Genomic DNA, 21,828 nt, shown 5'->3' with positions numbered 1-21,828 from the left:
AGAGAGGTCTCCCATGTCGTTGTTCGATGCCGTTGAACTCGCCCCCGCAGATCCCATCCTCGGACTGACCGAGGCCTACAACGCCGATAGCAAGCCTGACAAGGTGAACCTGGGCGTGGGCGTCTACCTCAACGAGCACGGCAAGCTGCCGCTCCTGGAGTGTGTGCGCATCGCCGAACAGCGCCTCGCGGAGGAGGGCAAGCCGAAGGCCTACCTCCCCATCGACGGCATGCCCGCCTACCGCGACGCCGTACGGGAACTCGTCTTCGGCACCGATTCCGCCGCGCTGGCGGAGGAGCGCGTCGTGACCGTGGAGTCGCTGGGCGGCACCGGAGCGCTCAAGGTGGGCGCGGACCTGCTGAAGCAGATGAACCCCTCGGCCACCGTGCTGCTGTCGGACCCCAGCTGGGAGAACCACCGCGCACTGTTCACCCGCGCCGGGTTCCGCGTCGACACCTACCGCTACTACGACGCCGAGGCCAAGGGCCTCAACTTCGAGGGGATGCTCGCAGACCTCCGGTTGGCCGACGCCGGCACCATCGTGGTGCTGCACGCCTGCTGCCACAACCCGACGGGATACGACCTCGTCGAGGAACAGTGGGATCAGGTCATCGAGGTGCTGCGTGAGCGCAACCTCGTGCCGTTCCTGGACATGGCCTACCAGGGCTTCGGGTTCGGTCTGGAGCGCGACGGCGCCGTCGTCGGCCGCTTCGTCGACGCGGGGTTGGAGTTCTTCCTGTCCACCTCGTTCTCCAAGTCGCTCAGCCTGTACGGCGAGCGCGTCGGCTCGCTGTCGATCGTGACCGCTGACGCCGACGCAGCCAAGCGGACGTTGTCGCAGGTCAAGATCTGCATCCGCACCAACTATTCGAACCCCGCCACCCACGGCGCCGCCATCGTCGCGGCGGTGTTGTCGGATCCCGCGCTCCGCGCCACGTGGGAGGAGGAACTCGGCGAGATGCGTGAACGGATCAAGCGCCTGCGTCAGGACCTGGTGCAGCAACTCGAAGCACGCGGCATCACGGACATGGGGTTCATCGCCGAGCAGATCGGCATGTTCAGCTACTCGGGTCTCACCAAGCAACAGATGGTCGCGATGCGTGAAGAACACGGCGTCTACGGCACCGATTCCGGCCGGATGTGCGTGGCGGCGTTGAACGAAGGCAACCTCGGCAAGGTTGCTGACGCGATCGCCGCGGTGCGCTGAGCGCCGTCACCCCGCAGTGCGGGCGAGACCGCTGGCCCGGCGAGCTGGCGTTTCCACCGCCGTGGCCAGTGCCTCCCACGAGCCATACAGCGTGACACGTTCCTGCGCCCTGGTGACAGCGGTGTAGAGCAACTCCCTCGTCAGCAGGGGAGAGCCCGGCGGGGGCAGCACCACCGACACCTCCGCGAACTGGCTGCCCTGCGACTTGTGGATGGTCATCGCGTGCAGATCCGCCGCGTCGTCGAGGAGCGACGGCGCCACCCTCAGCGCCGCCTCCGGCAGGTCCACCGCCGCCATGAGGCCGCCGTCGTCTTGGACCACCACAGCGGTGTCGCCGTTGCTGAACAGGTCTGTGTTGCGCTGGATGAGGAGCGGCTGACCAGCATAGGGACGCGTGTCGAAGCCGTAGTCCTCCAACTGGGTGGCCAGCCAGGTGCGCACGGAACGGGCCCAGTGGGACACCCCGAACGGGCCCTCACGGTGGCCGCAGAGGATCCGGTGGCGCTCCAGCGCACGGTTCGCGACGGTGCCCTCGCCCTTCCTGGCTGCCGCCTGCACCAGCGTCGCCGTGGCCAGCGCGTCGTGCCGGACCTCCGTCAGCGTCGCCGGGTCTGCCGAACCGCTGAACTCGACGAAACGCAGGGACTCAGACTCCTCAACGAGGTGGCGCGCCCGGGCAGAGTCGCCGGTGAGGATGGCCTCCGCAAGCTCGTTGATGTCCGCCCTTGAGCGGTAGTTGTGCACCAGCCGGACGATGGCGCCGCCCGGTGCGGTGACCAGATCTGGGGCACGCTCGATGTCTGCCAGCACGGCGCCGGCTTCCACGGAGCGCAACTGGTGCGGGTCTCCCAGCATCACCAGCCGGGTGGTGGGCGCCACTGCCTCCAGGAGCGACGTCATGAGCTCGAGGGACACCATGGAGGTCTCGTCGACGACCACCAGATCATAAGGAACCGGATTCTGGGCGTTGAACTCCATCTGGGAAGTACGGGGCCGGGCGCCGAGCAGCTTGTGGATGGTGCCACCCCACAGCCTGCCGTGCCCCTGCCCCTGCTCGCGGACCGCCTGCTGGAGCCGGGCGGCGGCCTTGCCTGTGGGCGCCACGAGCGCGATCCGGGGGGATTGCGGCGCCAGGGCGTGCAGGATGCGCGAAACGATGGTGGTCTTGCCCGTGCCGGGGCCGCCGGTGATCACTGTGGTGCCGTGGTTGAGGGCCGCGAGAACCGCCGCATTCTGGTGCACGTCGGCCTCCTGCTCCGTGCCGTCGGGACGGGGCAACGGGATGGGAGCCTCCGAGTGCGATGCGAGGGCAGGCTGGGAGCTCCGGCGTTGCAGGATCTGTTCCAACTTGCGTTCCTGCCGCCAGTATCGGTCCAGGTAGAGCAACGTGCCGTCCAACCGGAAGGGCCGGTTCTCTTCGCCCTCGGCGTCGGCGACCGCTGCGGAGCAGGCCACCGACTCGAGCCAGTGCTCGTGGTCAGGCCAGGGGAGGGCGACTGCCTCCTCGGTGTCGCCGTCGGAGTCGTCGTCCGACTCGGGACGCAGGTCCGTGGCCGCCGTCGCCAGGTCGAGGCACACCGAACCGAGGCGCAGCTCGCGGGCGGCCAGTGCGAACGCTAGGAGCACCTGCGGTTCGGCTTCGCCGCTGAGTGCCCCCAGCCGCTTGGCCAGGTGGAAGTCGATCAACCCCAACCAACCGGCCTCGCAGAAGGTGCGCAGCAGGCCGGTGGCGGCGACGGGAACCTCACGCATGGGCACCTCCGAGCAGATCAGACACGGCGATGACCAGGTCTGCAGGTGGGAACCAGCCGAAGACCCCGCAGGAGGCGCCGTCGACCACCGGAGTGTCCGGCCCTGCCATGCCGCGGACGAACAGGTAGCCCACGCCGCCCAGGTGGGTGTGGGGGGAATAGCCGGGGAGGCGTTGACCGAGGTAGCGGTGGAGGGCGGCGCAGTACAGGATGGCCTGGAGCGGGTAGTGGGCCTGCATCATGGCCTCCGCCATGGCGGGCCGCGTGTAGTGGCCCAGGGTCAACTCGTCGCCAGCCGTGGGTGCGAGCCGGTTGGTCTTGTAGTCCACGACGACGAACCTGTCTTCGAGTTGGAGGACACCGTCGATGGATCCGGTGAGGAACCCGTTGAGCACGGCGCCCGCGGCTTCCGAAGTGGCCAGCCTCTCCGGGTAGGCCGCCAGCGGGTCTTCAGGAGCCAGGTGCCCGGCCATCAACGTGGCCAGTTCACGCAGCGTCGCGGGGGTGCCCCCATCTGCCAGAGGAAGGTCGAAGTCGAGCTCTGGGAGCCGCTTGGCCAGCGGAACGTCCGTCAGTGCGGCTGGCGACAGGGGCAGCAGCGGGGTGCGGCACAACTGCACGAGCGACGCCGCCAGTTGCGCGGACTGCTGCTGATCGAGGTTGTGCGCAGGGCCCATGACGCGGAGGAGTTCCGCAGCGTGGGGCTCCAGCCGACCGGGGGTCCAGTCCAGGAGTTCGAGCACTTCATGCACCAACGTGCCGAAGGCCGCACCCGCCGGAAGCCCAGACATGGGCGACGGCGTGCTGAGCGCCGGGTCCGACGCCGCTGGCGGGGCCACGTCGAGCTCAACGGCTTCATCCGTGATGACGCGCACCGCCGTCTCGTGCAGACCCTGGGTGAGACCCGAGTACGACGTGCGGCGCCACGTCTGGTCGATGCTGCGGCGCAACCTCGCCGCCGTCAGCGTGGCGTTCGGCGGGGCAGGGGTCGTCACGCGGCCGGGATGCGCCGGATCCAGCGGGGTGGTCAGGATGCGTCCGGTGCCGATGGCGGGCAGCCGGGTGAGGAGCGCGTCCAACGGGCTGTCGGAACGGGCGCCCTTGGGCTTGGCGATGTGCCACGCGATGGCGAGATGCGCGGCGCGCGTGAACCCGACGTACAGGAGACGCAACTCTTCGTCGCGGTGCTGCGCCTGGAGATCCCTGGTGATCTCGTCGTTCCACTGCGGCTTGGGGCCGATGTACAGGTGGCGGCGACCCTGTTCGACGATGCTGAAGGGCCGGTGCCGCTGGGCCTGGGCGCCTCCGGTCTCCGGCAGCAGCACGATGGGGAACTCGAGACCCTTCGCGGCATGCATCGTCATCACCCGGATGGCCGGCTCGTCGGTGGCCACCCTCAACGAATCCGACTCGTCGTCCGGGATGCCGCGCGCCTCGCCGAGGGCGATCAACGCACTCAACGTGGTTTCTCCGGCCGCGTCGAACAGTTCGGCCAGATGGGCCACGTCTGCCAACAGCCTGTCGCCGTCCGGTTCTGCCAGCAGCCGGCTGTCGAGGGCGGTGTGCGTGCGCAGGTGGGTGCGGACTGCGGCCACCCCACCGTCGCGCCAGCGCTGCGCGAGTTCCCGCACCAGGGTGCTCACGCGGGCGGCCTCTTGAGGACGGTCCGAGAGGAGCTCCGTCAGCGGCGAGCCGATCAGCGGCGTCATGGCGGCGAGCCTGATGTGGGCCTGGGTGGGGTCATCCATCGCCCGGAAAAGGGTGATCCAGTGCCTGTTGGCCGGCTGGGACCATACCGACTGGGTGCCGGTGAGCACGGCGGGGTGGCCCGCGTCCCCGAGCGCGGTGCGGATGGCCCTGCCGCGGGCCGTGGTGCGCACCAGGATGGCGATGTCCGCCGGTTCGAAGCCCCGGGTCAGGATCTGGCGCACCTGCCGGATGACGTCGTGCTCGATGGCGCTGTCCACCGCGATGTCGCCGAGCTGGTCCGAGACTGCGGTTCGGAGCCAGAGGCGGGCGTGGGCCGGCAGTTGATCATGCCGGGGGCCGTGGTGCGCGCCCACCGGGGTCACCGTCACGGTCTCCTCGCCGAGCGTGGTGGTGCCGAACAACTCGACCACCCCCTCCACCAACGGCCGGTCCGTGCGGTAGTTGGTGCCGAGGCTGGCCAACTCAGCGTGGCCGCGGGCGGCGAGGTAGCTGCCCAGGTCTGCGCCCCGGAACCCGTAGATGGACTGCTTGGGGTCACCGATCAGAATGGTGGGCCGGTCCGGGCCCACGAAAGCGGACTTCAGGATGGCCCACTGGTCTGGGTCTGTGTCCTGGAACTCGTCCACGAGGACCACCCGGAAACGGCGCCGCAGTTCCGAGGCGACGGCGGCCCCGGTCACGGCGTCTGAGAGGAGACAACGCAGCCGGGTGGTGACGTCGTCGAAGGAGCAGAGGCCGAGGACGGCCTTGCGGCGGGCATACAGCTCACGCACAGCCTCTGCGTAGTCGAAGTACGGCCCGGACGTGGGCAGCAGCGGCAGGCTCTTGGTGCAGACGGCCTCTCCGATGAGGAGCGCCTGCTGCGCTGTGATGGGCGGTGTCTCCTCGTCGCGGTAGAGCTGCAGGTAGATGTCCGTGGCGCATTCGCGGGCGAGGTCCACCGGGTCTGCGCCCACCGTCTCAGCCGGGTCCCAGTCTCCGAGGATGCCGAGCTCGAGGAGCATGGACTGACAGAAGGAGTGGGTGGTCAGGATGGTGGCTTCGTTGAAGCGGGCGACGGCGGCCGCCAGACGTGAGCGGTGGAGCGCCGCATCCTCCGTGCTCAGGAGGCGGGCGACCGGGTCCTCGGCGGCCTCTCCGGAGAGCGGCAGCCCGGCCGCGATGCGGTCCATGTCGGCGATGACCTGCTGCAGGCGGGCGAACACCCTGGTGCGCATCTCACCGGCCGCGTGGTTCCCGAAGGTGATCAGGAGCAGATCAGCGACGTCCAGCCCCTCCTCCGCCAGGTAGCGGGCCGTGAGCGCGGCGATGGTGTACGTCTTCCCGGTACCCGCGCTGGCCTCCAGCAGCACGGTGCCGGTGGGCAGGGGTGCGGTGATGTCGAAGGTGGTCACGACCAGCCTTTCGCGAGCGGGGCATACAGTTCCCAGGCCCAGGCCTGGAACGGGCTGGTCTGCCCGTTGACCGGGTCGCCCGGGAGCAACTCGTCTGTGAGGAGTTCGCGCACGTCGTCCGCGTAGAACAGCGGCCAGGCCTCGCCGGGCTTCGCCCACTTGGACTTCCAGTGACCGACGGGACCGGCCCAGTCTGCAGCCCGGAACTTGCCGGCGGCGAACTCCCGGGCGTAGGTGAGGGCCGGCCCGCAGGGGACAGCGATGAGCCGGTGCTGGCCCTGCGCGTAGGCGCCGACCAGGGTGGTGAGGTACGTGAGCGCATCCTCGGGGGTGGGCGGATCAACCTGGGTGGCCTCCGCCGCTATGGCGTACCGGGTGGCCTGGGTCTTGACGAACCGGTGGAATCTGGCGGGGGCTGCGAGGCCCTGGGCAGCGAGCGCCAGGCTGTCCAGCCACGGCCGCAGGATGTTGTGGTCGCCCCTGCTGGGTGTGGCTACGAGCGCGAAGCCGCTGCGGGTGCACACCTCGTCGACCACCCTGACCGTGCCGGCGTCACCGAGATCCAGTTCGAGGCTGACCGCGTGCCGGGCGACGGGACCGGACCATTCGCCCCACGCGCTCTTCCACAGGAGCACGGCCTCCGCCTTCGCGGCCTGGAACAGCGCGTCGCCGATGCGCTGGGGCGGAAGGTCTTCGCGTTGCCGGAAGTAGCTCTCGACCGATTCGAGCGTCGTTCCGCTCTTCCAGGAATCCACCAGCGCGTTGACGACCTGCCACCTCTCCAGACCCCCCGCCTCCAGCGGCATCTCGTCCGTCACCTGTGGCTCTGCGTAGAGCGTGATGCCACCGGCGGAGCGCAGGAAGCTCTTCGCCGGGTCCAGGAGGAACCGCTCCAGCTGCGAGAGGGTGAGTTGGGCCGGGGCAGGGCCCACCTGCCGGGAGCGGGCCTCCGTTCGGCGGCGGGCGGAGATGGTGAGCGACCCGGAACCACTGGCGCGCCGGGCCTCGGCCCCTCCGAGGGCCTGGAGGTCGAAGCTGGGCCGGCTGAGGAAGTTGGCCTCTGACGTGGCCGTGGGCGGGTGCGTGAGCGTTGCGGGGGACCCGCCGAGCTGTTCGAGCAACCAGCTGACCGCCACCGGCTTGGCCGTGCTGCGGTTGGTGCGCTGCGAGGAGGCCTGCCTGATGATCAGGAGCTTCTCCGCGGAGCGGGCATGCGTGAGCAGTTGACGCAGACGCCGGGTGCGCACGTCCGGCGCGTGACCCCCGAGGTCGACGGAATCCGGCAGGACACCGCCGCGGCCGGGCACCACGTCGTCTGTCACGCCCAGCATGGCCAGCACCCGGAGTTCGACGTGTTGCAGTTCGCCCAGAGGGATCACCTGGAGCGTGCCATTGCCCGCTGCTACGCGGGCGCGGGGCGGTCGGGCAGCGTCTTCGAGGAGGTGGGCGAACTCGTGCGGCGTGAGCACGGTGGGGTTGCCCTGATGGTCCGACTCGAAGCGGGCGAGCACCGCCAGCGCGTGGAGCAGTTGCCATTCATCCGTACGGGGGAGCCCGACCAGCGAGCCGAGAGCGTCCCTGGAGCGCGCCACCCACTCCGGGACCGTGGCCGGCGACGCAGTGGCAGCGACGATGTGCCGGAGGCGCGCCAACACCTCCACGAGGGCGCCCACGACAGACAGATCTGAGGCGGTGACCGCGTCGGACCCGGACAGGCCGAGTCCAACGTCGGTGCCGGGAGCGACGGCGAGACCGATGAGGAGCCTGTCGATGCCGCGCACCCACGTGTTCTGTTCGACGCCGGACAGGTCGAACACGGCACGGTGTTCGGTGTCCAGACCCCAGCGGATGCCAGCCCCGGCGATCAGTTCGACCACGGTGCGGCGCTCCGCCAGGCGCCAGCGGTGCGCGATGGGAGGGCTGAGGAGCAGCGTCACGATCTGCGTGGCGGTGGCCCTGGCCCTGCCCAAGCGCAGCAAGGAGACGAGAAGGGTGAGGACGGGGTTGGCGTCCAGCGAGCCGATGGGCTGCACCCGCAGCGTGCGGCCGGGATGGGCCGTGTCGTCAACGGCGGCGAAGGCCGAATCGAGCAGCGCGGAGTAGCGCTCCGGTTGTGGGCAGAGGATGGCCACCTCCCTGGGTTCGAGAGAGGGGTCTTCGGCGAAGGCGCGCGTGAGTTCGTCTCGCAGCACCTCCACCTGCCTGGCCTCACCGTGGGAATCATGGACGGAGACCATGGGTGGGGGAGCGGCTCCGCCCGGGAGCGATTCCACAGCGTCTGCGAGCTCAGTGGCCCAGCCGTCGCCGGCGGAACCCGTGGGCTGCAGGATGGTGAGCCCGGGGCCGTCGCCCAGGGCGCTCATGGCCTGCAGTTGCGGCCTGGTCAGGTCGTCCACCGCTATCACGAAGGTGGGCACTGTGTCGGCCCGGGCCGCCTCGTAGATCTTCTCGAGCGTGACGAGCGGGTCCAGTTCCAGCGCGTCGGTCACGGCCCGGAACAGTGCGGGCTGCCAGGACAACGCGTCCGGGATGGTGGCCCCACCGAGGCCCGTGTCCCCCCCGGCGATCCAGTTGGCGAGGAGTTGGGGCGTGTGGTCCAGATAGCCGCGCAGCAGGCGCGCGATGCGGATGGCGGTGGCCCGACGCCGCCCGGGGCGCGTGTCATCTGGGGCGAGGGCACGTGCCACCAGCGGGTGCTGCACCTGGGCGAGGGCGTCTGCCACCGCCAGATCCAGCGGGGTGCCCAGCCAACGGGAACGGTTGCGTTCTTCGCCGGCCTGTCGCGCCAGGTGCCGCATGAGGTCTGCAGGGGCGAGATAGCTGATGCCTGCCGAGATACCCAGCCGTGCGGCCACCTCCTGGCCGAGGAAGCGACCCGTGGCCCGGGTGGAAACCACGACGCGCAGTGTGAGGAAAGGATCTGTTGCCGCCGCTGAGATTTCCTGTGCGAGATGGTCCACCAGTTTTGCCCACCGGGCTCCTCTCACCAGTCTCACCGTCATGGCGTTCACCCTACTGGTGGCTCCCGACAATTCCGTTTTGTCCGCCCGGGACTGTATGAATGACGCCGTGAGCAACCACATCCTCGACGCCCTTGATCCCGAGCAGCGCACCGTCGCGACTCTGCTGGATTCACCGGTGGTGGTGCTCGCAGGAGCGGGCACCGGCAAGACCCGCGCCATCACCCACCGCATCGCGCACGCGGTGAGCGAGGGCCGCTATTCGCCCACGGCCACGCTCGCAGTCACGTTCACCACCCGGGCCGCCGGCGAGATGCGCTCCCGTCTGGCGGGGCTCGGGGTCAGGGGCGCGCAGGCGCGCACCATCCACTCGGCGGCGCTGCGGCAGTGCCAGTTCTTCTGGCCGCAGGCCTACGGTGTCGCCTTCCCCTCCGTCGCCCAGAACACGTTCGGGCTGGTGGCGCGCGCCGCCCACCAGGTGCTGGGCAGTTCCGACACGGCGCTGGTGCGAGACCTCGACGCGGAGATCAGTTGGGCCAAGACGAGCAACGTCGCCCCGGCGCAGTACGTGGACATGGCAGAGGGGCGCTCTGTCAACGGCGCCGCCCCGTCCCAAGTGGCCAACGTGATGACGCTGTACGAGAAGGCCAAGCTCACCGAGGGCACCGTCGATTTCAACGACATCCTGCTGTGCAACGCCGTGCTCCTCAGCGAGCATGCGGACATCGCAGAGACCATCCGCGCCACTTACCGCCACTTCGTCGTCGACGAGTACCAGGACGTCTCCGCGCTGCAGCACCGCCTCATCCAGCTGTGGGTCGACGGCAGGCCGGACGTGTGCGTGGTGGGGGACGCCAACCAGGCCATCCACTCCTTCGCCGGCGCAGACGCCGGCTACCTGCTCCGGTTCGCCGATGAGTACCCCTCCGCCCGGACGGTGCGGCTCGTGCGCAACTACCGGTCCAGCCCAGAGGTGGTGGCGTCGGCCAACAAGATCCTCCGGGTGAGCGGCGCAGCACCCGGCGCGCTCAGAGCCACCAGGGATGCCGGGCCCGCCCCGTCGTTCCACGCGGCTCCGGATGAGGCGACGGAGGCGGCCGGTGTCGCCGACTGGCTGAAGGTCCGCCATGGCGCCGGCACGAGGTGGTCCGAGATGGCGGTGTTGTACCGCATCAACGCCCAGTCGCCTTCACTGGAGGCGGCGCTCACCGAACGCGGCATCCCCTACACGGTGCGCGGTACCGAGCGGTTCTACGACCGGGCGGAGGTTCGCCAAGCCATCGTGGAGTTCGGTCGCTCCTCCCAGCGCGACGAGGAAGCCCAGCCCGGCGTGATCATGGACGCCGTTCTGCGCGGCCTGGGCTGGAAGCCCGAGGCCCCGTCCGGCCAGGGCAAACAGCGCGAGCGGTGGGAGTCGTTGACGGCGCTGCGCGCGATGGTGGCGGATGAGACGGGCAAGCGGGAGGACTGGTCCGGGGCGGATGCCGCCACCTGGTTGCAGGAGAGGGCCAGTTGGCAGGCCGCACCGGTGGCGGATGCCGTCACGCTCTCCACACTGCACGCAGCGAAGGGGCTCGAGTGGGACGCCGTGGCCATCGTCGGAGTCCGCGAGGGGATGATCCCGTTCGTGCTGGCCCAGGAGGAACCTGCGCTGTCGGAGGAACGTCGTCTGCTCTACGTGGGGTTCACCCGCGCGCGGCGCGACCTGCGAATCAGCTGGGCGGCGTCGAGGGGCAAGGCCACCCGCTCCCGCTTCATCGCAGATCAGGTGAGCGGCCCGGTGGAAACGACCCCCGCGCGCAAGACCACCTCCGTGCGCTCCCGCACCTGCCGGGTGTGCGGCAACCCGCTCCACACGGCGGCGGAGCGGAAACTGAACCGTCACACCGAGTGCGAGGTTTCCTACGACGAGGGCCTGTTCGAGGCGTTGCGCACCTGGCGCAAGCAGGTGGCGGAGGAGACGCGGATGCCGGCATTCGTGATCTTCACCGACGCGACGCTGCAGGCCATCGCCGAAGCGGCACCCACCAGCCCGGCCCAACTGTTGAAGCTGCCGGGAATCGGCCAGTCCAAGCTCAGCAAGTACGGCGAGGGTGCCCTGACCATCGTGCGCCAGCATCAGGAGTCGTGACAGCCACGGGTGCGGCAGTCGGCACGCCAGGGCCAGGTGAAGAGGGTGAGACCCGGCTCGTCGATGTTCCACATCCACGTGGAACCCATCAGGTCTGTCGTGCCGTGCCGGAGGAGTGCCACGGCCTGCAGGGCGGTCCACGCTGAAGCCCAGGCGGTCAACTCCGTCAGCGCTCCCCGTTCGGATGGAGTGCGCTCCGCAGAGGACAGGCAGGCGGGGCACGGGCCGAAGCCAGGTGCGACGTATGGCCCCACGGCGGCGCCCCTCGCATGCCACCACACATGCAGGGCCCCTGTTTCGGCGCCGTAGATCTCTGACTCGAGAACCGGATGGCGACCCGGCGGCCAGGTGAGGATCGCCAGCGCGGACGCGGACGTGGTCCCGGGCGACCGGTGGGCTGCCTTAGGGGTGACGGTCCTGGTGAACAGGCCCGCGCGCTGGAGCCCGGCGGCGATCGGAGCTGTACGAGTGGGTGACCCGAGGACGGTGAGGACGGGGGTGCTGAAGGTCATGGGGGACACTCTGGTGGCCGGCTGCGGCCATCACCGTGGCGTCGATGCCGACGGACAACACCGGGGAGGGAACGGACAACACCTGGACCCGGTCGGACAACACCTGGGCGCCGGCTGACAACACCCTGGGGCAAAGCTACGGGGCGGCAGCGTCACGCTGCCGCCCCGTCAAGCTGTGTTCGGGCTCAGGCCTTGCCGAGGATGCGGTTCAGGTTGGTGCCACACACCGGGCACTTGCCCTTGGCCATCTTGGTGCCCTTGGCGTTGACGACGACCTCGCCCTTCGCGTCGCGCTTGTCCTTGCACTTGACGCAGTAGAAAGAGCCTTCCCAGGTCTCTGCAGCCATGAATTTCCTCCTTGTTTGGGGCGCTGATGGGTTCAGCAACCCTGATCACTCTAGCGGGGCGACAAGCTCTGTTGGCATGACACACCGCGCCTGTAGAAGCGGAATCCCGGGTTCGTGATCCGCCTTCCCCTGCGAATTCGACCCCGGGACTCCTGTGCAGAGTTAACCGTGCCCCGGTGAGCCCCGTCAAGGAGCAATTGTCAGCGCGGTGAGTCTCCGCCCAGTAACTTGCGCAATTCTGCGTCCATCTCGTCCTCCTCCGGCTCTGCGTGAGCGTCGCCAGACGTGAAGGAGAGCGGGTCCTCCAGGTGCGCCCGCGTGGGCAGCAGATCGGGGTGGCCCCAGACCGCGTCGCGTCCGTCGACGCCCCGTGCATGCTCGACGGCGGCCCACAGGTTCTTCGCGTCCCGGACGAGCCGGGGGCGGAGATCCAGGCCCAGCAGTTCGGTGAAGACACCGGTGACGGGCGTGGCGGAACCGCGACGTCGGTGCAACACCTCTTCCAGCTGCGGCGCGTTGGGCATCCAGGGCGCGGCGGCGCGTCCGGCCACGTGGTCCACCCACCCCTCGACCAGCGCGAGCAGGACCTCGAGCCGCTCCAGGATCTCCACCTGGGTGGACGTGCTGGCCGGCTGGAAGAAGGAACCGCGGACCTGTTCGCCCACCGCCACCATGTCCTCCATGGTCAACTGTTCCAGGCTTTCCGGCCGCAGGGATTCCGCGATGGCGTCGAAGTCGATCGTGATCTCCCGCGCGTAGTGCGCGAGCAGCGCGCTGAGCTGGGGTGACAGCCAGCCGACGGCGTGGAAGAGCCGCTGCCTTGCCGCCTCACGGAGCAGCAGGTACAGCGTCACGTCGGTGTCGCTGGCGTCGAGGTCCTGGGTGAACTGGGCGACGTTGACGGGCACCATGACCACGTCGTTGGAGCCCAGCAGGTTGAAGCCGATCTCGGTGCCGGTGAGGATGTCGCCGGCCACCCGGGCCAGTTCCCGCTTCAGGCGGTCGCGGTAGATCAAGGAGGCCGACTGCTTCATCATGGGGCCCATCATCTGGGCGAGCGGCTGGAGCTCCTCGTCCTGCTCCGCACCACTCCCGCGGCGCAGGGCGTCTGCCAGACCGTCAATGATGGGATCTATCACCGCACGCCAGCCGTCACCAGTCTCGTCCAGCCACGCGCCCTTGGTCAGCGCCCGGGCGGGGCGGCCCGTCTCGAAGAAGGTGGTGACGGGGGAGAGCCAGTTCTGGGCGAGCCGCTCCGCGTCGACGATGGCGGAGCGCTCCTCCGACCGCAGCTCCGGGTCTCCGCCCGCCTCCGCGGCGAGGTGCTTGGCCGCGGTGAGGGTGGTGCGCCACGCCGCGTCCGGATCGCGGTCCGCGGCGGTCATGCCGAACATGAAGCCACCTCCCGAGGCCTGCATCTTCTGAACGTGCGCCACCAGATCCTCAAGATTCAGGTTGTCGGCATCACCCAGCCCGAGTTGCTCCAGCATCTTGCGCAGCTGCTCGAAGTCGAAAGGACCGAACGAGGGGTTGGACATCAGTTTCCTCCTGTGCACCGATACAGGCCATTGTTCCGCATGGGGCAAGCGCCGCGCGACCGCTTGTCGACGGTTGGTAGTGTGACGGCAGTCGCGCAGAAGGGAGCCGCCATGTCACGCAATGCCGTCGCCATTGTCAGTTCCCTGCTCTTCGCCGCGTTGGCAGCCCTGTTGGTCCTCACTCCGGTGCCGTACGTGGCCTGGCGGCCCGGCCAGACAGTGGACGTGCTGGGCAACACGGATTCCGGGCCCGTCATTGAAATCTCCGGGGGCCTTCCCACCTACCCGTCCGAGGGCCGCCTCCTGATGACGACGGTGTCGGCGACCCGGGTGGAGTCCACGATCAGTCTCCCTGAAGCCCTGTATGTGCACATGGCCACCGGCTCCGACGCGATCCCGCGCGAGATCTACTACCCCCCGGGCAAGACCATCGAGCAGGTGCGCGCCGAGGCCACCCTCCAGATGGACAACTCACGCACGTTGGCCATCGTCGCTGCGCTCCGCGCTGAGGGAGTACCCGTGGCGGAGGTACCCAGCGTCGGCGCGGTGTCGCTCACCGGCCCCGCCGCAGAGAAGCTGCTGCCTGGCGACATCATCCGGCAGGTGGACAACCAGCCGGTCGAGAACATCGACGAGTTGGAGAACGTGATCGCGGGCCGCTCGGTCGGGGACACCCTCACATTCACCATCCTGCGTGACGGCCAGCAGCGCACTGAAACCGTCACCACCAAGCCGAACGCCACCAACCCGCGCCTGCCGGATCTGGGCGTGCGCTGGGCCATCGGCTACCAGTACTCCCCGACGATCACGTTCGGGATCGATGCCGCCGTGACGGGCCCCAGCGCCGGGCTCGTCTTCGCGCTGGGCATCTACGACCGCATCACCGAAGGCGACCTGCTCGGCGGTCGCGTGGTCGCCGCCACGGGGTCCATCGACGCGAACGGCCGGGTGGGGCCCATCGGCGGCATCCGCGAGAAGATCACCGGCGCCCAGCGTGGCGGTGCCGAGATATTCCTGGTCCCGGAGCGCAACTGTCAGGACATCGGGGACCTCAGGACTGACCTGACCCTGATCAAGGTGGCCACGTTCAAGGACGCGGTGGCCGCCCTGCAACTCATCAACGAAGGAAACACTGCGGAGGTGCCTACCTGTGGCTGACCGACTTATCGCCTGCCTCATGGACGTTGAAAGACACGTCTCCGGCGCCGGATGGGACCAGCCGGCGCGGCTGTTCGCGCTGGTGACCACCGGCACGCTGCTGGATGTGGAGCCACATCTGCGGGGAAGGGTGCCGGACACGGCCCCCGACGCGCTCACCGCCATCGAGCAGGACGAGTTCCATGCGACGGACGATCTCTTCGCCAGGTTGGCGGGCATCTACTGGCCCGACACCGTCGAGGGCTGCGCCCTGGCACTCGAGCGGGCCTTCCTCCCCCCGGAGTATGAGAAGGACATCCCGGATGACCCGGATGAGGCGGCCATGTTCGTGATGAAGCACCCTGCCAAGACCGACGTGCGCGTCGTGGTGGGGGTGCTCCGCGACGGAGCCAGGCACGGGCTCGCCCGGCTCCAGGACAACCCGGACGACCTGCTGGGCGCCGAAGACCTTGTGCCCGGACTCGCCGACGCACTGCTCGATACCTTCAGGAGTGAGGACTCGTGAGCACCGAGACCCTGACCGACGCCCACGCCGAGCCACGGCGCGGACCCCTTCTCTGGACGGTACTCATCGTCGGCGGCCTGATCTTCCTCACGGTCATCGCCGCCCGCGTGGGCACCGACTACCTGTGGTTCCGAAGCATCGACTTCCAGACGGTGTTCACCACGCAGCTCGCCGCCCGCATCGGCCTGTTGTTGGTCTTCGGGCTGTTCCTGTTCGCCGTGGTGTTCTTCAGCCAGCTGATCGCCTACAAGCTGCGGCCCAAGGTCCGTCGGGCCAACCTCGACTCCGAGTTCCTCGTGCAACTGCGCGACGCCCTGGACCGGCGTTCCAAGGCGCTGATGGCCGTCCCGGCCGGCGTCCTCGGAATCCTCGGCGGACTCACCGCCGCGGGCGTCACGCCGACGTTCCTCGCCTGGTGGCACCGCACGCCGTTCGGCAAGGACGACCCGTACTTCGGCATGGACGCCAGCTTCTTCGTGTTCACCCTGCCGTGGCTGCAGTTCATCACCGGTTTTGTGCTCTTCTCCCTCATCGTGGGCGGCATCGCAGCAGCGTCCGTCCACTTCATGACCGGAGCGCTGAACACAGCGGCGTTCCGCGGGCGTGGCAACAGCCCCGCCATGGTGGGTGCCCAGCGGCACCTGTCGATCATGCTCGGCCTCGTACTGCTCGTCATCGCGGTGAACACGCTGCTGGAGCGCTACTCGCTGAGCGTGACGCCGTCGACGCTCTTCACCGGCATCGGCTACACCGACGCCAACACCCGCATGCCCGTCGCCATCATCATGGCGGCGATCGCAGTCATCACGGCGCTGGCCAGCTTCTTCAACGCGTGGCGGGTGCGTTGGAGCGTGCCCGGCGCCTCCATCGCCCTGCTGATCGTCTCGGGGCTCCTGCTGTCCATGGCCTACCCGTGGATGATCCAGACCTTCGAGGTGGATCCCAGCCCGCAGGACAAGGAACGTCCCTACATCGCCAACAACATCAAGGCGACGCGCTACGCCTTCGGCATCGAGGACGTCGAGATCGAGGATTACGAGGCGACCACCAGCGCCAGCGCCGGCCAGTTGCGTCAGGATGCCGCGGCGCTGCCGGCCATCCGCCTGATCGACCCCACGGTGGTACCGCCCACGTTCGAGCAGTTGCAGCAGGTGCGTGGCTACTACGCCTTCCCGCGCACGCTCGACGTTGACCGCTACGTGATCGATGGCAAGCCCACGGATTCCGTCGTGGCGGTCCGCGAACTGAACCTCGAATCCATCGAGGGCGGCGACACGTGGAACAACCGTCGCACGGTCTACACCCACGGCTACGGCATGGTGGCTGCCTATGGCAACCAGCGCGAAGCCAACGGCGAGCCGGTGTTCTTCTCCGGCGGCATCCCGACGATGGGCAAGCTCGACGCCCATGAACCGCGCATCTACTTCGGTGAGCGCACGGACTACTACGTCGTCGTGGGAGCCCCTGAGGGCAGCGACCCCGTGGAGCTGGACACCCCCTCCGGTGGTGAGGGCCGCTCGGAATCGTTGTACACCTACACCGGCTCCGGTGGCGTGCCCATCGGCAACTGGTTCACCAAGGCCGCGTTCGCGATCCGCTTCGGCGACATCAACCTGATGCTGTCGGACCGGGTCAACGAACAGTCCCGGGTGTTGCACGACCGCATCCCGGTGCAGCGCGTGCACGAGGCGGCCCCCTGGCTGACCATCGACTCGGACCCGTTCCCCAGCATGGTCGACGGCCGCATGGTCTGGATCATCGACGGCTACACCACCACCGATTCCTACCCCAACGCGACCCGGCTGGACTGGACCCAGGCCATCTCCGACTCGCACACGTCGGCGGACCGCCTGCTGCTCGGGCAGCAGGTCAACTACGCCCGCAACTCCGTCAAGGCCGTCGTGGACGCCTACGACGGCTCCGTGACGCTCTACGAATGGGACGAGGAGGACCCGCTGCTGCAGACCTGGTCCAAGGCCTTCCCCGGCGCCATCACGCCGAAGGACGAGATCTCACCGGAGTTGCTGGCTCACCTGCGTTACCCGCAGGACCTCTTCAAGGCGCAGCGGGAGATCCTGGGTCGCTACCACACCACCAACCCGGGTACCTGGTACCAGCAGTCCGACGTCTGGCAAGTGCCCAACGACCCTGTCCGCGGCTCGGAGTCGCGGCAGAAGCAGCCACCCTACTTCCTGACGATCCGCTGGCCCGGCGACGACGAGCCGGTCTACTCGAACACCACGGTGTTCGTGCCGAAGGACAGGGAGAACCTGTCGGTGTACCTGGCGGTCAACTCGGATGCCACCTCCGATGACTTTGGCCGGATGCGGGTGCTCAAGCTCTCGGATGCAGAGCAGATCGCCGGTCCGGGGCAGACGTTCAACTTCATCTCGACCAACCCGGTGGTGGCGGAGCGTCTTCTCCCGTTCAACCGGCAGGGGGCCTCGGCCACCGCCATTCATGGCAACCTGCTGACGCTGCCGTTGGGCGGCGGACTGCTCTACGTGCAGCCCATCTACACCCAGGCCGTCACGTCAGGTTCCTACCCGGCGCTGCGCTTCATCGTCGTGCGCTTCGGCGAACACATCGGCATCGGCGACACCCTGCAGGCCGCGCTGGACCAGGTGTTCCAGGGCGACGCCGGCGCTGAAACGGGCGAGGGTGGCGCGGAGGGCGTGCCGCCCGTCGTCGAGCCCGGAGGCGAGGTCGAGGGAGAAGAGCCGACGCCGGCGCCGAGCGTCACGCCCGCCACGGGTGCCGAGGCGCGGGCGAGGCAGTTGCTGACTGAGGCGCAGGCGCTCTACGAGGGCGCCGACGTCGCACTGAAGGAAGGCAACCTGGGCGAATTCCAGGCCAAGACCAAGAGCGCCGAGGAGAAGGTCGCCGAGGCGATCAAGGCGCTCGACGGGGGCTAAACCACCTGCGGCCGCAGGCCGAGTTGTTCCAGAGCGGGGACCAACTCGGCCGCGGCGCCGGTGACGGCGATCGTCAGGTGCGTGGGGTCGACGACCTCGCGGAACGCGGCCGTCGCGCCCTCGGCCGTCACGAGCTTGAGCGCCGCGAAGTGCTCATTGAGGTAGTCCGGCCAGATGTCTGAGCCTGCCAACGCGGAGCCCTGGGCGACGATGTCCGCTGAGGTTTCGTTGGCCAGCGGCGCGATCCCGACCAGGAAGTCCCGGGCATCGTCCGTCTCCGCGGCCGACAGGGCCTCAGCCAGCGCCAGACCGTCGAGCATCCTTGCGACCGCGTCGCCGGCGACCTCCGTGCGCACGCTCCCGCCGACGCTGAACTGTCCCTCGTCGACGCCGGGGGAGAAGCCTCCGCGGATGCCGTAGGTGTAGCCGAGCCGCTCGCGCAGTTCGAGGTTGAGGCGGCTCGCGAAGGCTCCTGCCACGGCATGACCGGCGACGCGCAGGGACGGCCACCTGGGGTCGTTGCGCGTCACGGTGCGGCTGGCCAGCGTGACGGTGGCCTGCACGGAGTCCGGGTGGTCGACGACGACCACGGTGGGCTCCTGCAGCGGCGACGTGGGCCGCAGCCCCTGCGCCGCGGGCTGCCCGGAGTGCCACCCGCCGATGCCCTCAAGCACCTCGTCCAGGGTGACGGCACCGGCGATGACGAGGGTGGCGCCGACCTGGGAGAAGTGGCTCCGGTGCCATTGCGCCGCGTCGGCCGCCGTGATGCGCTGAAGCGTCTCCGGGAGGCCGCTCGTGGGCCGGGAGTCGCGGTGGGTGGGGTCGTACAGCGCTGCGCGCAGGGCGAGCCGGTTCGCGGCGCCGGGCGAGGCGAGCCGCGACTCGTGGGAGGCGATCTGGGCCTCCACGTGGTGCGCGACGTCGCGTTCGCTGTAGGCAGGCTGCGTCAGTACCTCAGCGAACAGCGGCAGCACTGCGGTCAGTCGCCGCGAGGGAGCCTGCCCACCGAACGTGGTGTAGCGGTGGTGCGTGCCGCCGTGGAGGGTCGCCCCCTGCGCCTCCAGCAGTTCGCCGATCCCGCCGTCGGGGTGCTGGTGGGTGCCCTCGTCAATGGCGTGCAGAGCCACGTTGGCCACGCCCTCCTTGTCGCGGGGCTCATACGTGAGTTGGGTGGGGAGGACCACTTCGAACGTGGCCACGTGCTGGCCGGGGAGGTGGAAGTGCCACACGCTGAGTCCGGAATACAGGCGAACGACGGTGGGGGTGGGGAAGTGCCAGGGCGTGGCGAGCTGGACGGCTGGTCTTTTCATCGGGCGTTCTCCGCACGGTAGAGGAGTGTGTGGCACGCGTCGGGCTGGAGCCACCTTGCGGCGGCGGCACGGACGTCGTCTGGCGTGAGGGCGAGGACCTCGCCCAGATACTTGTTCACGTACCTCGGGGAGCCGTGCAGGAGCCACGCCTCGTTGATGGCGTCGGCCCGGCCGCTGGTGGTGGCCAGGTCCCACAGCCAGTCGCGCTCGAACTGTGCCACGGCGCGGGCCAGTTCCGCCTCCGTGGGTCCCTCGGCCAGGAAGGTGGCGAGTTCCCCGGTGATCGCGTCGGAGAGCTGCTCCAGCGACACGTCGTCTGCAGGGCGTCCCACCAACGTCGTCAGCGACGCTGTGGAGCGGTTGGTGAACATTCCGCTGTGCACCTCATAGGCGACATCGGAGCGCTTGACCAAGGCCCGGTGCAGGCGGCTGGTGTTCCCGTCGGCGAGCACCGCCAGCGCGATGTCGAGGGCCGGTACGTCCGAGTGCGCCGCGTCCGGGGTGGCCCAGGACAGGTAGCTGAGCGAGTGGGGGACCTGACGGGTGACGACGTCGGTCTGCGGCGCCACGAGCCCGCCCACCGGCATCGCCCCGCGGGCAGGCTTCGACAGCGCCGGGAGGTGACCGAAGTGGTGCTCCGCGAGGCTCAGCCCCTCGTCGACGCCGACGGGGCCGCACAGCACGAGGCGGAGGTTGCTCGCCGGGTACCAGGTGCTGAAGAAGGCCGCCACGTCGCTGAGCGAGGCGGCGTCGAGATCCTCCATGGACCCGATGGTGAGGTGCCCGTACGGGTGCTCCGGCGCGAAGTGCTGAGCGGTGAGGAGCTCGAGGAGGTCGCCGTAGGGCTGGTTGTCGTAGCGCTGGCGCTTCTCCTCCTTGACCACTTGGCGCTGGGCCTCGAAGTTCTCCGGGGTGATGGCGAGCGACGCGAACCGGTCGGCCTCCAGCCAGAGGGCCAGGTCGAGGGCGCCACGAGGCACGGTCTCGAAGTAGTTGGTGCGGTCCGGCGACGTGGTGGCGTTGACCGTGCCGCCGAGGGCCTCGACGGTGGCCATATGCTCGCCGCTGGCGACGTTGGAGGAACCCTGGAACATGAGGTGCTCGAAGAGGTGCGCGAACCCGGTGCGGCCCGCAACCTCGTCGGCGGAACCCACTTCCACCCAGATGTTGACCGCGACGCCGGGCGCCGCGTCGTCTGGCGCCACCACGACCTGCAGTCCGTTGTCGAGTGCGTGTTGGCTCAGTTCGTAGTGGAGGTCCGCCTGGGTCATACCGGCGAGCCTAGCGTGCCCGCCGAGGTGCTCCGGAGAGTAGGTTGTGGGTCATGAAATACCGCTATCTCGGCAATTCGGGTCTCAAGGTCACAGAGATCATCTACGGCAACTGGCTCACCCACGGCTCGCAGGTGGAGAACGACGCGGCGAGCGCGTGCGTGCGCGCCGCCTTGGACAACGGCATCACCACGTTCGACACCGCGGACACGTACGCGAACACGGTCGCCGAGCAGGTGCTGGGCGAGGCGTTGAAGGGCGAGCGCCGCGAGTCGCTCGAGATCCTGACCAAGGTCTACTGGCCGATCGGACCCAAGGGTGCCAACGACGCCGGCCTCTCGCGCAAGCACATCATGGAGGGCATCGACGCGTCGCTGAAGCGGCTCCAGATGGACTACGTGGACGTCTACCAGGCGCACCGCTTCGATGTGGAGACGCCGCTCGAGGAGACGATGGTCGCTTTCGGCGACATCGTGCGCCAGGGCAAGGCGCTCTACATCGGCGTGTCGGAATGGCGCGGTGAGCAGATCCTGGAGGCGGCGAGGTACGCCAGGGAGCTGCGCATTCCGCTCGTGTCGAACCAGCCGCAGTACAGCATGCTGTGGCGGGTCATCGAGGACGAGGTGATCCCCGCCTCGCAGGAGGCGGGCCTGTCGCAGATCGTGTGGTCCCCGGTCGCCCAGGGCGTGCTGACCGGCAAGTACCTGCCGGGCCAGGGTGCGCCGGAGGGTTCGCGGGCCACCGACGCCAAGGGCGGCCAACAGATGATCAGCCGGTGGATGCAGGACGACCTGCTCACCGCCGTCCAGGACCTTCGCCCCATCGCCGAGGAGGTGGACCTGACCATGGCCCAGCTCGCCGTCGCATGGGTGCTGCAGAACGAGAACGTGGCGGCGGCGATCATCGGTGCCTCGCGTCCGGAGCAGGTGGCCGAGAACGTCAAGGCCAGCGGCGTCGAACTGCCCGCTGATGTCATGTCCCGGATCGACGAGGTCCTCGGCGGCTTCGTCCAGCGGGATCCGGCCAAGACCCAGCCGCCTCCGCAGCGTCCGTAACCTTGGGGGCCGGTCCCTAAAGTTCCTGGAGCCGTTCCGCTGAATTCCTTCGGCGGGACGGCTT

General features: G+C 68.9%; 14 protein-coding genes. 6 read left to right on the top strand and 8 right to left on the bottom strand.

The window, feature by feature from the left end:
- Positions 1–13: 13 nt before the first annotated feature.
- Complete coding sequence (locus tag H5393_RS10380; protein WP_182766586.1) at positions 14–1,207, top strand: amino acid aminotransferase; 1,194 nt, start codon at positions 14–16, stop codon at positions 1,205–1,207.
- Positions 1,208–1,213: 6 nt separating this feature from the next.
- Here the strand turns inward: H5393_RS10380 and recD are convergent, their stop codons facing one another.
- The 3 genes from recD to H5393_RS10365 are packed head-to-tail and all read right to left on the bottom strand — an operon-like array spanning position 1,214 to position 9,064.
- Positions 1,214–2,959, bottom strand: coding sequence for an exodeoxyribonuclease V subunit alpha (recD, locus tag H5393_RS10375; protein WP_182766585.1), 1,746 nt, complete (start codon positions 2,957–2,959; stop codon positions 1,214–1,216).
- Positions 2,952–6,062, bottom strand: a complete 3,111-nt coding sequence (locus H5393_RS10370; RefSeq protein WP_182766584.1) for a UvrD-helicase domain-containing protein — start codon at positions 6,060–6,062, stop codon at positions 2,952–2,954. The genes recD and H5393_RS10370 overlap by 8 nt, the downstream gene beginning before the upstream one ends.
- Positions 6,059–9,064 (bottom strand): exodeoxyribonuclease V subunit gamma, encoded by a 3,006-nt coding sequence (locus H5393_RS10365; protein ID WP_255436450.1) that lies wholly within the window; start codon positions 9,062–9,064, stop codon positions 6,059–6,061. The genes H5393_RS10370 and H5393_RS10365 overlap by 4 nt, the downstream gene beginning before the upstream one ends.
- Here H5393_RS10365 and H5393_RS10360 point away from each other — a divergent pair.
- A complete protein-coding gene (locus H5393_RS10360; RefSeq protein WP_370585970.1) occupies positions 9,063–11,153 on the top strand; it encodes an ATP-dependent DNA helicase UvrD2 in 2,091 nt (696 codons plus the stop codon). The genes H5393_RS10365 and H5393_RS10360 overlap by 2 nt on opposite strands.
- Here H5393_RS10360 and H5393_RS10355 read toward each other — a convergent pair.
- The 3 genes from H5393_RS10355 to H5393_RS10345 all read right to left on the bottom strand — a co-directional run bounded on the left by H5393_RS10355 (position 11,141) and on the right by H5393_RS10345 (position 13,550).
- Entirely contained in the window at positions 11,141–11,665 is a 525-nt protein-coding gene (locus H5393_RS10355) for a hypothetical protein (protein WP_182766581.1), read from the bottom strand. The two genes, H5393_RS10360 and H5393_RS10355, sit on opposite strands and share 13 nt — an antisense overlap.
- Positions 11,666–11,850: 185 nt before the next feature.
- Entirely contained in the window at positions 11,851–12,012 is a 162-nt protein-coding gene (locus H5393_RS10350; protein WP_182764892.1) for a DUF5679 domain-containing protein, read from the bottom strand.
- A 200-nt stretch (positions 12,013–12,212) separates the two neighbouring features.
- Positions 12,213–13,550, bottom strand: coding sequence for a zinc-dependent metalloprotease (locus H5393_RS10345; protein WP_182766580.1), 1,338 nt, complete (start codon positions 13,548–13,550; stop codon positions 12,213–12,215).
- Between the two features lie 111 nt (positions 13,551–13,661).
- Between H5393_RS10345 and H5393_RS10340 the strand changes: the two genes are divergently transcribed.
- From H5393_RS10340 to H5393_RS10330, 3 genes are read left to right on the top strand one after another with little or no spacing between them, the layout of a single operon-like run.
- Entirely contained in the window at positions 13,662–14,708 is a 1,047-nt protein-coding gene (locus H5393_RS10340; protein WP_182766579.1) for a PDZ domain-containing protein, read from the top strand.
- A complete protein-coding gene (locus H5393_RS10335; protein WP_245244169.1) occupies positions 14,701–15,213 on the top strand; it encodes a PPA1309 family protein in 513 nt (170 codons plus the stop codon). The genes H5393_RS10340 and H5393_RS10335 overlap by 8 nt, the downstream gene beginning before the upstream one ends.
- Positions 15,210–18,128 (top strand): UPF0182 family protein, encoded by a 2,919-nt coding sequence (locus H5393_RS10330; protein WP_245244171.1) that lies wholly within the window; start codon positions 15,210–15,212, stop codon positions 18,126–18,128. The genes H5393_RS10335 and H5393_RS10330 overlap by 4 nt, the downstream gene beginning before the upstream one ends.
- Here H5393_RS10330 and H5393_RS10325 read toward each other — a convergent pair.
- Positions 18,125–19,438, bottom strand: a complete 1,314-nt coding sequence (locus tag H5393_RS10325; protein WP_182766578.1) for a pitrilysin family protein — start codon at positions 19,436–19,438, stop codon at positions 18,125–18,127. The genes H5393_RS10330 and H5393_RS10325 overlap by 4 nt on opposite strands.
- The gene (locus tag H5393_RS10320) at positions 19,435–20,709 is read right to left on the bottom strand and encodes a pitrilysin family protein (protein WP_182766577.1); all 1,275 of its coding nucleotides are present in this window, start codon (positions 20,707–20,709) and stop codon (positions 19,435–19,437) included. The genes H5393_RS10325 and H5393_RS10320 overlap by 4 nt, the downstream gene beginning before the upstream one ends.
- A gap of 53 nt (positions 20,710–20,762) precedes the next feature.
- On the opposite strand from H5393_RS10320, the gene H5393_RS10315 reads away from it, so the two are divergent.
- The gene (locus H5393_RS10315; protein ID WP_182766576.1) at positions 20,763–21,764 is read left to right on the top strand and encodes an aldo/keto reductase family protein; all 1,002 of its coding nucleotides are present in this window, start codon (positions 20,763–20,765) and stop codon (positions 21,762–21,764) included.
- Positions 21,765–21,828 lie beyond the last annotated feature (64 nt).

Origin of the sequence: Tessaracoccus sp. MC1756 (genome assembly GCF_014164735.1) — a bacterium.
Classification (GTDB): domain Bacteria; phylum Actinomycetota; class Actinomycetes; order Propionibacteriales; family Propionibacteriaceae; genus Arachnia.
This window is presented reverse-complemented; position numbering and strand designations above follow the sequence as displayed.

Excerpts from the sequence above, each read along its gene's own strand:
- H5393_RS10345 (WP_182766580.1), bottom strand. The coding sequence starts at position 13,550 with ATGTCCAACCCCTCGTTCGGTCCTTTCGACTTCGAGCAGCTGCGCAAG.
- H5393_RS10365 (WP_255436450.1), bottom strand. The coding sequence starts at position 9,064 with ATGACGGTGAGACTGGTGAGAGGAGCCCGGTGGGCAAAACTGGTGGAC.
- H5393_RS10350 (WP_182764892.1), bottom strand. The coding sequence starts at position 12,012 with ATGGCTGCAGAGACCTGGGAAGGCTCTTTCTACTGCGTCAAGTGCAAG.
- H5393_RS10380 (WP_182766586.1), top strand. The coding sequence starts at position 14 with ATGTCGTTGTTCGATGCCGTTGAACTCGCCCCCGCAGATCCCATCCTC.
- H5393_RS10325 (WP_182766578.1), bottom strand. The coding sequence starts at position 19,438 with ATGAAAAGACCAGCCGTCCAGCTCGCCACGCCCTGGCACTTCCCCACC.
- H5393_RS10340 (WP_182766579.1), top strand. The coding sequence starts at position 13,662 with ATGTCACGCAATGCCGTCGCCATTGTCAGTTCCCTGCTCTTCGCCGCG.
- recD (WP_182766585.1), bottom strand. The coding sequence starts at position 2,959 with ATGCGTGAGGTTCCCGTCGCCGCCACCGGCCTGCTGCGCACCTTCTGC.
- H5393_RS10315 (WP_182766576.1), top strand. The coding sequence starts at position 20,763 with ATGAAATACCGCTATCTCGGCAATTCGGGTCTCAAGGTCACAGAGATC.
- H5393_RS10360 (WP_370585970.1), top strand. The coding sequence starts at position 9,063 with ATGGCGTTCACCCTACTGGTGGCTCCCGACAATTCCGTTTTGTCCGCC.
- H5393_RS10320 (WP_182766577.1), bottom strand. The coding sequence starts at position 20,709 with ATGACCCAGGCGGACCTCCACTACGAACTGAGCCAACACGCACTCGAC.
- H5393_RS10355 (WP_182766581.1), bottom strand. The coding sequence starts at position 11,665 with ATGACCTTCAGCACCCCCGTCCTCACCGTCCTCGGGTCACCCACTCGT.